Below are 12,280 nucleotides of genomic sequence, written 5' to 3'. Positions count from 1 at the left end.
GTTAGGACGACGAAAGAGTCCCGGCGCGCCATCCCTGCAAGGCAGGGGGGAGAAACGTATTCATGACCCTATCGCAGGATTACGAACACTGGATCAGAACTTCGTTCGTGGAGATGAATACCGCGCTCGAAGAGATGTATTTTTCGCGCGAGGCGCGGGAGAATGTCGAGGGCGTTGGCGACGATATAAAAAACCAGATGCGCGCCGAAGGTCACGGTTTTATCTGTAAGCTGCTCGATGAGGGCAATACGGATGAAGGCTTTGAAAACGCCTTCGATCTTCTTGGCGATGTCGGTCTTTACATGGCGTCCATGCGCCGTCACGAGGTGACAAACCCGGCGCGGGAGGATGTCTCTCCGCTGCAGGAAGCATCCGCGCTGGCCATGCATATTTCATCGTTTCTTGGCGTTGTTCCGCGCTTTGCGACCGCCCATCTGACAACGCGCAATCGCGCCGTCGACGGCAAGATCAAGAGTTTTACAACGTTACCGGACGAATACCTTTTCCTCGATTACAATTTACGCAGTATTTTCGCCTTCAAGCGCGCGGCCGAATTATTGTCGCGCATTCTGCCTTTGGGCGTGACCCATCCTGCGGCGGCCATTCTGTTTGACGATGCGGCGGACGCCTTGAGAGACGTGATTGAATCGAACGATCTTCTGTTTAAAAAGCTTGACCGGGATCGCTTCTTTTACTGCGTCCGGCCCTATTACAAGCCCTATCGCGTGGCGCGTCAGGAATATCGCGGCGCGAATGGCGGCGATTTTTCCGGCATTAACGAGATTGATCTGCTGCTTGGCCTTTGTTCCGCCAACGATCCTTATTATTCGCAGCTCCTCGTTGAAAAAATGCTGTTCATGGAGCCGCGCGACCAGATCTCATTACGCGAGAGCATGCGCCAGCGCAGTTTTCTCCTGCAGTTTCTCGATGCGGCGCCGGTGAATAAAAATGACGCGGCTTTCCGAAAAAACGTCGAGTCCTACCTTACTGTCTGCAAATTGCATGGCGTAACAGCCCGTCAGCACCATGATAAACTTGTGAAAGATTTCATCGAAAAGCCTTCAGCGGCGCTGACGCCGGAAAAATACGCGCAGGTCACCGCCAGCGGGCCGCCGCTTGAGGTGTTGATGAGCGCTTTGGAAGTCCTGCGGGATATGCGCGTTGCGGCCGATCGCAAAGATATCCGCACGGCGCATGACGATTTTCAGCGATTACGCGCATTAACCGGCGTATAGAAATACATTCTGAATGGGCTGGCTTACGGCGCTTTCAAGCCGTCAATGCGCACTTTCGTCGCCAACGCCTGCTTGATCTTCTCGCGCTGGGCTTGCGTGCGGTTATGCGCATCCCGTTGCGCGTCTTCAATATGCCGGGCGCGGCTGGAAAGCGAGTCGAGATAATACTGCGCGTTGATGAACGCCGCCGGCTCGCTTTCTTTTGCCTCAGCGACGGTTCCCATGCGGTTCTGGAGTGCTTTGCGTTCTTCGGCGAGCTGGCTCAGTTCATCCTTGATGGACGACAGCGCATGTTTTTCACGGTCAACCTTGATCGCCGCGATTTTTTTGAGCTCCGCAAGCTGTTTCAACTTATTTTTATCAACCGCCATGTGATTTCGCTTTCTGGCGCATCGTGTCAGCAAAGTGAATCGCGGCGGCGACGGCGGCGTAATGCTCGCGCGAAATTTCCTCGCCAATATCGACGCTGGCGTGCAGCGCGCGCGCCGTCGGCGGGTCTGAACGGATCGGCACACCCGCCATAGTGGCCACTTCGCGAATTTTGGCGGCGATCTCGTCCGTTCCCTTGGCGACGCACAGGGGCGCGCCGCCGCCTTTGCGGTCCCATTTCAGCGCGACTGCATAATGCGTCGGGTTGACGATCACGACATCGGCGTCCGGCACGTCTTTCATCATGCGATTGCGGGCGATGGCCTGTCCGCGTTCGCGCCGGCTCTGCTTCATGGTCGGATCGCCTTCCTGCTCTTTTGATTCTTTCTTCATTTCCTCAAGGCTCATCTTCAGCTTTTTCGTGTGCTGATGACGGCTCCAGGGCAGATCGATGAGAGCGATGGCGACAGAGAACAAAACAATAAGCCCGGCGAAGATCACGCCTTCGCGTAACAGCGACTGCGGCAGCGCTTGCGCAGGCAGAAGCGAGTCCGCCGGCAATTGCGTGAATCGCGTTGCAAAAATCACCCCAAATAAAATGCAGATAATGATCAGCTTCGTCGCGCTTTTCGCAAACTCAACAAGCCCGTCGGTTCCATATTTCTTTTTTGCATTGGCGACGAGCGAAAGGCGATTGAGTTTTGGTTTGATCTTCTTGAATGAAAAGACAATGGACTGCTGGGCGATCAAAGAGGCCAGAACCCCCAGCATGGGAAGCGCAAAAAAAGGCAGCGCGCTTTTCAGCGCCTCCATGGAAACTGAAAGAATAAAACCCTGGCCGTCGCCGCTGAACGCCTGCGCTGCAAAAGCGGCGGGATCGCGCAGGTACTGCGACAGGCCGAAAGCGAGCGAGGCGGCGGCGCCGCCGCTGGCGAGGGCGACGGCGAGATAAAATCCGAGATAAGACGCTGCCGCGTTCGCTTCCTTGGACTGGGCGACGTCGCCGTCGTCGCGGGCTTTTTGAATGCGTCCCGGCGTCGGGTCGTGCGACTTTTCCTGACCGTCTTCTGACTGGTTGTCGCTCATAGCCGCCCCGCAAAAACGTCAAAAAGAACGTTTTGAAACCCTTCCAGCCACTCAAAAAGCAGAATGGGCGCGGCGGCGGCGAAAAGCGCAAGGCCTGCGAGCGTGATTGCGGGCGCGCCCACAAACGCCGCCATAAGCTGCGGCATCGCCCGGCTCGCGGCGGCAAGCGCCAGTGAATAAAGAAAGCCTAGAATTACAAATGGCGACGATAGCGCCAGTGCTTTGAATAGCGCTTCGCCGACGCGCGCCGTTGACCATTCGCCGGTTGCATCCGCGCCCGGAAAATATCCGAAGGGCAGCGTTTCATAGACATCGGCAATCGCGCCGACCAGATGAATATGAACGCCGGTCGCGGCGGCGAGCGCAACGCCGCCCATGACCAGGATGGCCGCAAACGGCGATTCAGAATCGAACCCGACGGTCGGGCCGAAAAGTTGCGCCAGCGACAAGTGCTGCGCTGTAATCGCGCCGGCAATCTGCAAGATAAAAATAAGAATGCGCAAACCGAATCCGATCACGAGACCGCTTACAGTTTCCGCTGCATAAAGCGCCAGTATAGCCGCCGGCTGTACAGGCGGGCGCATATCGGGGGTCATTACGATCGGCGCAATAATGATCGTGATGGCGATCGCGGCGGCCAAGCGTACGCGCACCGGTATCGCCCGTTCGCCGAGGCCCGGCGCCAGAAAGACAACCGCCGAAATCCGTGAAAAAATCGCGCCCAGGAGCAGGATCGCCGGGGCGCCCGCTTCCAGTATCGGCGTCAGCGGATCAAGGAAATCCATGAATTACGCCGTCCCGATCAGCAGCGGTTTTACGCCCGAATCGATTTCCTCGTAGGAAAGCACCGGATTGCGGATTTTCTTCGCATGCATCACAGCACGGATAAAACGGCGCCGTTTGGCGGATGTGACGATAGCCGGATAGAGATTACGCGCTGTCGCCTGATTGATCTGCTCGACAACCGATTGCGCGAGCTTGTTGAAATCCTCCGGCGGCAACGCGACGTCGCTGTGCCCGTTGGGCGCTTGCGTTTCATGCTCTGAAAAAGTCGACTCCCAGTCAAGACCAACCTGAATGAGTGGAAGCGAACCGTCATCGGACATCATTGTGTGCACAAAGTGGCGCGAAATCCGCTGGCGGACAAATTCCGTAACGTCTTCGGCCGAATTATACATCGTCCGGCCTTCCGCGATGGTTTCAAGCAGGACGGGCAAATTGCGGATGGGAATGCGCTCTTCCAACAGCAGACGGAAAATGGATTGCACGAATTCCAGCGGCGCCTTGTCCGGTACGAAATCATCCAGCAGGCGGCGGTTGGACGCGGCGCGTTCCTGATCGGAATTCTTGCAGAATTCGTCGAAGATGCGTTGCACCGACCGGCGAGTGACGAGCTGGCCAAAGCTTTGCTTGATCGTTTCAAGCAGGTGTGTGGAAACCACTTCCGCCGGTTCGACCACAGCGTGCCCCATGCCGGCGGCGTCGTCGCGCGCAGAGCGTTCAATCCAGCGGGCGGGGGCGCCGTAAACGGGCTCTTCCACATCATCGCCGGGAATGGGGAGTTGATTCAGATCATCGACAATGACAAGAACTTTATCGGAATGAAGGATGCCCCGGGCGGCGGTGACGCCCTGGATTTTTACGACATATTCCTTGGCCTTCAGTTCCAGATTATCCGTCAGCCGGATCGGGGGAATAATAAACCCGAATTCGCCGGCGATATATTGCCTGATCTTGACGATGCGCGGCTCGAGCCCGTTGACGTTATCAAGAGCCAGCGGCGTCAGATCGCCTGCGAATTCAACGTGAATTTCATCGACATCGAGAATATCGCCCAGCGGTTTTTTCGTGTCTTTCGGTTTTTCCGCAGGCTTTGTTGTTTCTGATTGCCGTTTTGCCTCCACATCCTTGTAAATGAAATACGCTGCTGTGAAGGCGAGCGCTGAAGCCGCGAAAAACGGAATGAAGGGCAGTCCCGGCATCAGCGCGAAAATGGCGAGAATGGCGCCGACGGTGCCGATCGCCAGCGGGTTCGCGCCGAGTTGCGAAAGCATGGCCTTGTCGGCGGAGCCTGCTACGCCGCCTTTTGAAAGAAGCAGGGCGGCGGCAATTGAAATAATGACCGCCGGAATTTGCGATACGAGACCGTCGCCGACCGTCAGAATTGAGTAAGACGATACCGCATCGCCGACGGAAAGACCGTGGACGGTAATCCCCATGGCCAGCCCGACAACGAGATTTAACAGCGTAATCAGCAAGCCGGCGATGGCGTCGCCCTTGACGAATTTTGACGCGCCGTCGAGCGAACCGAAAAAGGTGGTTTCATCCTGTTCGGACCGGCGTCGCTCTTTCGCCTCTTCATGACTGATGGCGCCGGCGGCGATGTCGCTGTCGATGGCGAGCTGTTTGCCCGGCATCCCGTCCAGCGCGAAACGCGCGCCGACTTCGGCCATGCGCCCGGCGCCCTTCGTAATCACCATGAAATTGACGATCAGAAGGACGCCGAAGACCACCAGCCCCAGGAATATATTGCCGCCCATGACAAACATGGCGAAACCTTCGATGACGCTGCCGGCCGCATCGGGTCCGGTGTGGCCTTCTCCAATGATCAGTTTTGTCGAGGATACGTTGAGCGACAGCCGCAGCATAAGCGAGCCGAGCAGCACTGTAGGAAATGCGGAAAAATCAAGCGGACGCTCGATAAAGAGCGTCATCGTAAAAATCAGGATCGCCAGCGCAAATGAAAGCGTCAGACCGATATCGAGCAGCACCGCAGGCACAGGCACAACCATCATGACGATTATCGCCATCAGGCCGAAGGCGAGGAGAACCGTGGTTTGTCCCGGCAGATTTAATTTCAGTATACTGTCCATAAACCCCTGATATACTCAAAGACGGTTGCGCGGCGCGGCTACGTTCCGGCGATAGCTCTCAAGACGACCTGATCGAAAAGATTGCCCAGCATGCGCGCCATATGTCCGGCCGACAGCCAGAAGACGAGCAGCATGACCAGCAGTTTCGGCGCAAAGGTGAGGGTGAGTTCCTGAATAGAGGTCAACGCCTGAAAAAGGCCGACCACGATGCCGACGACAAGGGCTGCGCCGATCATCGGCGCGCCCATCCAGACGCCCGCCCACAAAAATTGTCGCATAATGTCCGCGATTTCCGCTTCGGTCATTTTGGCAAGTCCTTTAAACCGGCATCCGGATCAGTTCCTGATAGGCCTCGACGACCTTGTCGCGCACCGTCACCGCTGTTTCCACGGCGAGTTCCGCCGCAGCGAGCGCTTCGACAACGGAATGCGGATCGGCCTTGCCTGTCATGTAATTGACGGAAGCGGTTTCACCCTTGGCGATCGTCGCCGCAACGTCGTGCACGGCTTTGAATGCGGCGTTCGGTTCTCCCGCCTGCGACGCATCAGCGATATTCTGGCTGGCCTTGGCGGCGGGGTTTTCCGTTTTGAGCGCTGACTTTGCGAGATTATAATTCTGCGCGGCCTGAAAGGTGGCGAGTTTCATGATGACTTCCCCTATTTTTTCAGAATGTCGAGGAGCGATGAATACATATCGCGCGCCTGTTTGAAGACTTCGAGGCCCGCTTCGTAAGAGCGGGTGGCTTCGCGCGCATCGGCGAATTCCGTCATCATGTTGACATTGGACATGGTGACGTAACCTTCTTCATTCGAGAGCGGATGGCTCGGGTCGTAAAGTTCTTCGCCGGGCTTCTGGTCCAGGAACAGCCGGCCGATTTCGACTTTGGTCGTCGCATTGCTACGGTCGTAAACGTTTTCAAACGTCACCAGCTTGCGCTTGTAGCCGTGCGTATCCGCATTCGCGATGTTTTCACTGACAACCTGCAAGCGCTGCGCTTGCGCCTGCATGCCTGACATGGCGGATGAGGAAATTTTGTCGAAAGGGTTCATTGTCTACCTCTTACCGGCCGCCCAGGCTGGAGCGCAGCATGGATAAAGTTTTGGAATAGATCGTCAGCGCCGTGTCATGGTCGCGCGATGCCTGCGTCGAGCGCGACATCTGATCTTCTAACGAGACCGTGTTGCCGTTCGGCGATGCAACGCCCGGCGTTTCGACGCGTTCTGCGCGGAAGGCTTTTGCGGATGCGCCGTCGACCACGCTGCGTTCACTGCGCGCATAGGCCTGCGCAAACGGTTCAAGGTCTTTCGCCTTGAAGCCGGGCGTGTCGGCGTTGGCGATATTCTCAGCGATTTGTCCGTGACGCTGCACAGAGTGCCGCGCCATCAGGGAAGCCGTGTGTAAAATCTTCAAATCGTTAAACATGTACACCTCGCTTTAACCAGCGGTAAGGAATAAATGCGCCTATTAGTTGAATGAACTGTTAACCACGATTGAATTTATGGCTGTGTCGCTCGCTCCGGCGGAACTTGAAAAAATTCTGAAAAGCGCAGGTCCGCAACATTTCGGCGTTGTGACGGCGACGGACGGACTGTCGCTGAAAATCGAAGGGCTCGCTGGCTACGCGTCGCTTGGCGATACGATCATGATTAAAACCGGCGCGGGCCGAGACGTCCGCGTTAAGATTGTGGCAATGGATGGGGACAAGGCGACAGGATTTGCATATGACTCGCTGACCGGCGCGTCCGTCGGCGACATTGCCGTTCTGGATCGCGCTGGCGGCGACGTCATGCCTTGCGAGGACTGGATCGGCAAGATTGTCGATCCGTTCGGAAACGCCATGGATGGCGGCGCATTGGCGAACGGCGACACGCCTGTCGCGCTGGAGCATCCAGCGCCCAACGCCGCCTTGCGAAAAACCCTGGGCGAGCGCCTGCAGACCGGACTTGGCGTTCTTGATACGCTATTGCCGATTTGCCGCGGACAGCGCATCGGTCTTTTCGCCGGCTCGGGCGTCGGCAAATCTTCCCTGCTGGGCGAAATCGCCAATGGCGTTGACTGCGATGTGGCGATCGTGGCGATGATCGGCGAGCGCGGGCGCGAAGTGCGCGGCTTTGTGGAAGAGGTTCTTGGCCCCGAAGGGATGAAGAAAACCATCATCGTCGCGTCTACGGCGGACCAGTCGCCGCTGGCGAAAAAGCGCGGCGCCCATGTCGCCATGGCGGCGGCGGAATATTTTCGCAATAAAGGTAAACAGGTTCTACTGCTGTTCGATTCACTGACCCGTTACGCGGAAGCGCATCGCGAAATCGCATTGTCGGCGGGCGAAGCGCCGTCGCTGCACGCTTTTCCGCCTTCCACGTTCAGAACCATAGCCTCACTGGTGGAGCGCTCAGGACCGGGGGAAGAAACGCAGGGCGATATCACCGCGGTTTTTTCCGTTCTGGTCGCCGGTTCCGACCACGATGAACCGGTCGCCGACATGATCCGCGGTATTCTTGACGGGCATATCGTACTCGAACGCGCCATTGCCGAGCGCGGCCGCTTTCCCGCAATTGATGTCTCGCGCAGTGTTTCCCGATCCCTGCCGCGCGCGGCGAGCGAGGCGGAAAATCTGCTCCTGCGTGAAGCGCGCGCGATTTTACGCGCCTACGAAGATTCCGAAACCATTGTGCGCGCGGGTCTTTATGCGCACGGCGCCGATGCGCAGATCGATCGCGCGCTGGAAATCTGGCCAAAACTTGATGCATTTATCTCGGAAAAAAGCCCGGAAGGGGTCGCGGCGAGTTTTGAAAAACTGAACAGGGCGATTCACGGACGGCGCGGCTCGTCGTCCGCCAGTGCGAATGCGCTGAGTTAAAAGCTGGATTGTTTAATGGATTTCCGCTCTTGCGGAAGCGATCAGAAAATATTCTGAACCGGTAATCTTTATAACGTATTCGACAAAAACAGGTTCGTCGCCTGACCGCTATTGCCGCCAAGAATGGAAAGGGCGGCAATCCCCGGGGTTGATAGCGTTGGGCCATTCTGGATCTCGGTATAGAGAAAAAAGCGGCGCAATGCGTCTTCCACTTTCACCGGATCTTTGAAAATAGCCGGTGACTTGCCGCCAAAAAACTGTTCCGCCTTGCGCTCGAACAGCTCTTTTTGCTGGTCGATATCGGCCTGGCCGATAGAGGAGGGCAAGGCCAGCGCGCCTTCCATGACGGTGCGCAGCGGCTGTCGGCCCATGATTTGAAACCAGCCGCTTGTTTCCGCGCTTTCGCTTTCAGCGATCTTTGCGATTTCGCGGCGGAAATTCATGGCGAGGCGCATATCCGTATCGACTTCGCCCACGCGTTCTTCGAACGCGCGTTCCAGATAATTATTCGCCGTCTGTTCACGGAAGGATTCAATGCCGACTCGCGTACCGGTGATATTACCGTATCCAAAACCCTTGGCGAATTCACGCCAGCGCGAATCGCTCAAGCGATTGGCGAAAGCGCCGTCCAGTTCGGTGCCGTCCTCAAGAATTCGCTGAATAAAGGCGCGTTTGTCGATTTCTTCCGACAGCCCGTATGCGCCAAGCGCCACCGTCAATAGCCTCCGGTCATTGACGAGCTTTTCCGCGGTTGTCGCCTCGGCGATGTTTTCACGAAAATAGTCGACATTTCGCACGACGCTCGGCGTGTCCTTGAAGACATCGAACTGCCGGCTTGCCGAATTGTCAAAGACTTTCCAGCCCAGATAGCCGCTTAGCGGAATGGCTGGATAAAATGTCATGACGCGCGCGCCGTAACGGGCGCGCGGTGCAATAACGCCTCTTCAATGGGGAACAGTTTTTTTACCGCGCGCATGACGACGAAAAACTTGTGGCTTGCAGCGGCGCTTTGGGCGCGGCTGATTTCATTCAAGGCGTCGCCGGCGAATATCGCTTTCAAAGGATCAAGCGCCTGCAGAATTTCCTTTGCGGCGCTTTCGTTCTCTGCTTCTCCGGCCATGGCGAGCTGGGCGATATAATAAATTCGCTTCAGCGGCGTATTCGCCTCATCTTTTTGTATGGCGTCGCGCGCGCGCAATATGGCGACGTCGTTTGAGCGCACCCTTATGCTTGCGGCGCGATCTCCGTTCTGGAGGATCACGCCGTTGACGAGCACTTTCTCGTTGGGTTTTAATTTTATGACGAGGCCGGTCATGATGTTTATGCTTCCGGCGAGCCTTGCAAACCGGCCATGATATTCTGGTTGATTTCAATCAGCGGCGTTGCGCTGACCGCATGGTCGCCGCCAAGGATTTTGTTTGTCGTGTGGCGTGTAAACTCGAACAGATAAAATAGCTGCGAGCGTAATTCGTTCGGCAACTGATTGCCTTCGCTGGCGACATCCGTTGCGACAACAGTCCAGAATTCAAGGTTCTTGCCGAGCGCTCTGGCGAAATCCGCACGGTCCTGCTCGCGGTTCTTGTCCGCGGCGATCAATGCGCTTGTGAGCCGCGACAATAGTTGCCGCTCCACTGAACGCGGCGACGCCGTCGATTTTGTTGATTGCTGGTAGGCGTTTCTGGCGAGTGCTGTAGCCGTCATAGTCTTCTTTTACCCCTTGTCCCCATCTTTTTTATCAGGTCTCCCGCGAAGGCCCGAAGGCCTTCGCGGAAGCAGGCTTTATTAGCGGAACAGGCCGAGAATTGCGTTCGGCGACTGGTTCGCAATCGACAGCGCCTGGATGCCAAGCTGCTGCTGCACCTGCAGGGACTGCAAGCGAGCCGAAGCTTCTTCCAGATCAGCGTCCGTCAGGGCGCCGATACCTGTCTTCAGAGAGTCCGTCAGTCCAGAGATGAAATCATTCTGAATTTCGATACGCTTCTGCGAAGAACCGAACTCAGCCGATGCGTCAACAGCGGTCTGGATCAGGCCTTCAATGGAAACGAGCGCTGCAGCGGCGCCCGCCTCGGTTGCAACATTCAGACCGTCAAGATTGCCGAGACCGCCGCCCGTGCCGTCATTGACGTTGACTTCAATAGCCACCGTATTGCCGGACGTATTGGCGATATCAACCTGAGCGTCTGTCGTTCCGTCGCCGCCCGTAAAGGTCACGGCGATGCCCGTGATGCCGGCGTCGTTGATGGCGTTTGTCAACGCCTGACCAACATCGTTTTCGTCGTCGCCCGTCTGAACTTCATAGGTGAACTTACGGCCGTCAATCTGAACGACATAGGTGTCGCCGGCGGTTTGCGTATCTGTGCCTTCAAGGTCGAGCGCAAACGTGTTGCCGGTGGCGACAAGCTGTGCTGCGTCGGTCCGGGCCGTGTTGGCGCCAGTCGTTGTGGTCGCCAGAGCCGCAGTCGCCACGCCGGCGGCTGTTTCAAGGCTCTGCGCCGAGATCGAGATCGAGCTCGCAGTCACATTATTGCTGGAGTCGCGATCAAGCGATGCGAGGAAGTCCGTGGAATCACTGCCTTTCAGGAAGTTCAGGCCGTTGAACTGCGCCGCATTCACAATCGAGTCGATCTGGCTGCGAAGCTGCGCCACATCGGTCTGGATCTTGGTGCGGTCAACATTGTCTTCCTGAGCGGCGACGATGAGGCCTTTCATTTCAACGAGAAGCTCGGTGACTTTTTCTGCGGCGCCGCGTGCAACGGCAACGGAAGAAGCGCCAAGGTTCAGCGACTGAGAAATGGCTTCAAAGCCTTTCACGTCTGACTGCATGACCGTCGAGATAGCGAAGATAGCTGCGTTGTCGCGAGCGTTACCGACTTTTTTACCGGTAGAGATTTGCTCCTGGACCATCGACAGATCTTTGTTGACGGAACGCAGGTTCTGCAACGCCACCATGGCGGATGTATTTGTCAAAAGGCTATTCATTTTATACTCCTGTTGGATCGTTAAAGGTAACGGTCCGACCTCGTGAAAGAGTTGCCGGGAGTCCTGCGGGTCGCGCAGGGTTTTCGAACCTTTTGGTTCGCGGCGCGCCATTTAGGCGAGTCCGCAACAACCCTGATGGGCTGTATTCCTCATAAGTACACTGAACGGTATAATAAGCTCTTAACGTCATGCTTTAGCGGCGAATGTCGAGGCGTTGGGGTTTTTGACGGCGGCGCCGTTCGCGCCATACATGCCGGTTTTAAGCTCTGCTTCCCGCAATGACTGCAACCGCGCGCGGGCGTTGCGCGCGCCTTCCGCTGTTGCTTTCAAAATTGCGGCGTTTTCTTCGGCTTTCGTGCGGATCGTTTCCAGTTCCTGCAGCAGGGACTGCGTTAACGCCGATTCACCAAGCTCAGCCGCCGCCGCTTCAAATTCCACAAGCAGCGTTTCTTTTTGTGTGGTCAAGTCGGCGACCGCGTCAAAAGCGCGCTTTGCAATGGCCGAGCGCTCTTCTTCGGTAACGCTCGCCAGCCGGCTGACAATTGTTTTCACGCGTTCAATCTGGGCTTTCACGAGATTTCACCTTTTAACTGGCGGTAAATCTGGTCCGCGAGACCAAAGCCGCCTTTTTCGGAGAGTTGCTCCGCGTAGGTTTCAACCAGCATGCGCGAGAAGGCTTCGCCGCCGAACCCGGCGTTTTCCGAAAGCGCCTTGTCAAACCCGACATGGCTCAACATCTCGGCGATAAAGATCGATTCAAATTCTTTTGCTTTTTCACGCATCTGCGCATCGCGCGCATCGCTCTCCTCAGACGCAGCATGAAGCTGTTCCGCTTTGGAAAGGGCAAGCGCCGGCGGCAGGGAAGATACGTTCATCAAACG

The 12,280-nt window shown here is 56.7% G+C and carries 16 protein-coding genes; 2 read left to right on the top strand and 14 right to left on the bottom strand.

The window, feature by feature from the left end; genetic code table 11:
* The first annotated feature begins 62 nt into the window (after positions 1–62).
* Positions 63–1,235: a PrnB family protein gene (locus ACQK2Q_RS08230; protein ID WP_425409265.1), complete on the top strand. Its 1,173-nt coding sequence runs from the start codon at positions 63–65 to the stop codon at positions 1,233–1,235.
* A gap of 23 nt (positions 1,236–1,258) precedes the next feature.
* Here ACQK2Q_RS08230 and ACQK2Q_RS08225 read toward each other — a convergent pair whose 3' ends face one another.
* The 8 genes from ACQK2Q_RS08225 to ACQK2Q_RS08190 are packed head-to-tail and all read right to left on the bottom strand — an operon-like array spanning position 1,259 to position 6,985.
* Complete coding sequence (locus tag ACQK2Q_RS08225) at positions 1,259–1,606, bottom strand: hypothetical protein (protein ID WP_425409264.1); 348 nt, start codon at positions 1,604–1,606, stop codon at positions 1,259–1,261.
* Positions 1,596–2,690 carry a flagellar type III secretion system protein FlhB gene (gene flhB, locus ACQK2Q_RS08220; protein WP_425409263.1) on the bottom strand — a complete coding sequence of 365 codons (1,095 nt, stop codon included), beginning with the start codon at positions 2,688–2,690 and terminating at the stop codon, positions 1,596–1,598. Before flhB ends, ACQK2Q_RS08225 begins: the two co-directional genes overlap by 11 nt.
* Positions 2,687–3,475, bottom strand: a complete 789-nt coding sequence (locus ACQK2Q_RS08215; RefSeq protein ID WP_425409262.1) for a flagellar biosynthetic protein FliR — start codon at positions 3,473–3,475, stop codon at positions 2,687–2,689. Before ACQK2Q_RS08215 ends, flhB begins: the two co-directional genes overlap by 4 nt.
* 3 nt (positions 3,476–3,478) lie before the next feature.
* Positions 3,479–5,563 (bottom strand): flagellar biosynthesis protein FlhA, encoded by a 2,085-nt coding sequence (gene flhA, locus ACQK2Q_RS08210; RefSeq protein ID WP_425409261.1) that lies wholly within the window; start codon positions 5,561–5,563, stop codon positions 3,479–3,481.
* Positions 5,564–5,601: 38 nt separating this feature from the next.
* Complete coding sequence (locus ACQK2Q_RS08205) at positions 5,602–5,868, bottom strand: flagellar biosynthetic protein FliQ (protein WP_425409260.1); 267 nt, start codon at positions 5,866–5,868, stop codon at positions 5,602–5,604.
* Positions 5,869–5,881: 13 nt separating this feature from the next.
* Positions 5,882–6,208 carry a flagellar hook-basal body complex protein FliE gene (locus ACQK2Q_RS08200; protein ID WP_425409259.1) on the bottom strand — a complete coding sequence of 109 codons (327 nt, stop codon included), beginning with the start codon at positions 6,206–6,208 and terminating at the stop codon, positions 5,882–5,884.
* Between the two features lie 11 nt (positions 6,209–6,219).
* Positions 6,220–6,612 (bottom strand): flagellar basal body rod protein FlgC, encoded by a 393-nt coding sequence (gene flgC / locus ACQK2Q_RS08195; RefSeq protein ID WP_425409258.1) that lies wholly within the window; start codon positions 6,610–6,612, stop codon positions 6,220–6,222.
* 10 nt (positions 6,613–6,622) lie between these two features.
* The gene (locus ACQK2Q_RS08190) at positions 6,623–6,985 is read right to left on the bottom strand and encodes a FlgB family protein (RefSeq protein ID WP_425409257.1); all 363 of its coding nucleotides are present in this window, start codon (positions 6,983–6,985) and stop codon (positions 6,623–6,625) included.
* A 46-nt stretch (positions 6,986–7,031) separates the two neighbouring features.
* Between ACQK2Q_RS08190 and ACQK2Q_RS08185 the strand changes: the two genes are divergently transcribed.
* Positions 7,032–8,420 carry a FliI/YscN family ATPase gene (locus ACQK2Q_RS08185; protein WP_425409256.1) on the top strand — a complete coding sequence of 463 codons (1,389 nt, stop codon included), beginning with the start codon at positions 7,032–7,034 and terminating at the stop codon, positions 8,418–8,420.
* Positions 8,421–8,488: 68 nt separating this feature from the next.
* On the opposite strand, the gene ACQK2Q_RS08180 is transcribed toward ACQK2Q_RS08185, so the two are convergent.
* The 6 genes from ACQK2Q_RS08180 to ACQK2Q_RS08155 all read right to left on the bottom strand — a co-directional run bounded on the left by ACQK2Q_RS08180 (position 8,489) and on the right by ACQK2Q_RS08155 (position 12,274).
* Positions 8,489–9,322 carry a DUF1217 domain-containing protein gene (locus ACQK2Q_RS08180; protein WP_425409255.1) on the bottom strand — a complete coding sequence of 278 codons (834 nt, stop codon included), beginning with the start codon at positions 9,320–9,322 and terminating at the stop codon, positions 8,489–8,491.
* Positions 9,319–9,735 (bottom strand): flagellar biosynthesis repressor FlbT, encoded by a 417-nt coding sequence (locus ACQK2Q_RS08175; RefSeq protein ID WP_425409254.1) that lies wholly within the window; start codon positions 9,733–9,735, stop codon positions 9,319–9,321. The genes ACQK2Q_RS08180 and ACQK2Q_RS08175 overlap by 4 nt, the downstream gene beginning before the upstream one ends.
* A 5-nt stretch (positions 9,736–9,740) precedes the next feature.
* Complete coding sequence (gene flaF, locus ACQK2Q_RS08170) at positions 9,741–10,121, bottom strand: flagellar biosynthesis regulator FlaF (RefSeq protein ID WP_425409253.1); 381 nt, start codon at positions 10,119–10,121, stop codon at positions 9,741–9,743.
* A gap of 81 nt (positions 10,122–10,202) precedes the next feature.
* On the bottom strand, positions 10,203–11,399 hold the full coding sequence (locus ACQK2Q_RS08165; RefSeq protein WP_425409252.1) for a flagellin: 1,197 nt from the start codon (positions 11,397–11,399) through the stop codon (positions 10,203–10,205).
* Positions 11,400–11,585: 186 nt separating this feature from the next.
* A complete protein-coding gene (locus ACQK2Q_RS08160) occupies positions 11,586–11,972 on the bottom strand; it encodes a hypothetical protein (protein WP_425409251.1) in 387 nt (128 codons plus the stop codon).
* A complete protein-coding gene (locus tag ACQK2Q_RS08155) occupies positions 11,969–12,274 on the bottom strand; it encodes a rod-binding protein (protein ID WP_425409250.1) in 306 nt (101 codons plus the stop codon). Before ACQK2Q_RS08155 ends, ACQK2Q_RS08160 begins: the two co-directional genes overlap by 4 nt.
* Positions 12,275–12,280: the final 6 nt, after the last annotated feature.

Origin of the sequence: Hyphococcus sp. (assembly GCF_965228385.1) — a bacterium.
Classification (GTDB): Bacteria; Pseudomonadota; Alphaproteobacteria; order Caulobacterales; family Parvularculaceae; genus Hyphococcus.
Note: the sequence above shows the minus strand (reverse complement) of the source record. Positions and strands in the feature narration are given on the sequence as shown.

Coding starts and splice junctions, on each gene's coding strand:
- flaF (WP_425409253.1), bottom strand. CDS start 10,121: ATGACGGCTACAGCACTCGCCAGAAACGCCTACCAGCAATCAACAAAA.
- flhA (WP_425409261.1), bottom strand. CDS start 5,563: ATGGACAGTATACTGAAATTAAATCTGCCGGGACAAACCACGGTTCTC.
- ACQK2Q_RS08225 (WP_425409264.1), bottom strand. CDS start 1,606: ATGGCGGTTGATAAAAATAAGTTGAAACAGCTTGCGGAGCTCAAAAAA.
- ACQK2Q_RS08205 (WP_425409260.1), bottom strand. CDS start 5,868: ATGACCGAAGCGGAAATCGCGGACATTATGCGACAATTTTTGTGGGCG.
- ACQK2Q_RS08190 (WP_425409257.1), bottom strand. CDS start 6,985: ATGTTTAACGATTTGAAGATTTTACACACGGCTTCCCTGATGGCGCGG.
- ACQK2Q_RS08165 (WP_425409252.1), bottom strand. CDS start 11,399: ATGAATAGCCTTTTGACAAATACATCCGCCATGGTGGCGTTGCAGAAC.
- ACQK2Q_RS08180 (WP_425409255.1), bottom strand. CDS start 9,322: ATGACATTTTATCCAGCCATTCCGCTAAGCGGCTATCTGGGCTGGAAA.
- flhB (WP_425409263.1), bottom strand. CDS start 2,690: ATGAGCGACAACCAGTCAGAAGACGGTCAGGAAAAGTCGCACGACCCG.
- ACQK2Q_RS08175 (WP_425409254.1), bottom strand. CDS start 9,735: ATGACCGGCCTCGTCATAAAATTAAAACCCAACGAGAAAGTGCTCGTC.
- flgC (WP_425409258.1), bottom strand. CDS start 6,612: ATGAACCCTTTCGACAAAATTTCCTCATCCGCCATGTCAGGCATGCAG.
- ACQK2Q_RS08215 (WP_425409262.1), bottom strand. CDS start 3,475: ATGGATTTCCTTGATCCGCTGACGCCGATACTGGAAGCGGGCGCCCCG.
- ACQK2Q_RS08230 (WP_425409265.1), top strand. CDS start 63: ATGACCCTATCGCAGGATTACGAACACTGGATCAGAACTTCGTTCGTG.
- ACQK2Q_RS08200 (WP_425409259.1), bottom strand. CDS start 6,208: ATGAAACTCGCCACCTTTCAGGCCGCGCAGAATTATAATCTCGCAAAG.
- ACQK2Q_RS08155 (WP_425409250.1), bottom strand. CDS start 12,274: ATGAACGTATCTTCCCTGCCGCCGGCGCTTGCCCTTTCCAAAGCGGAA.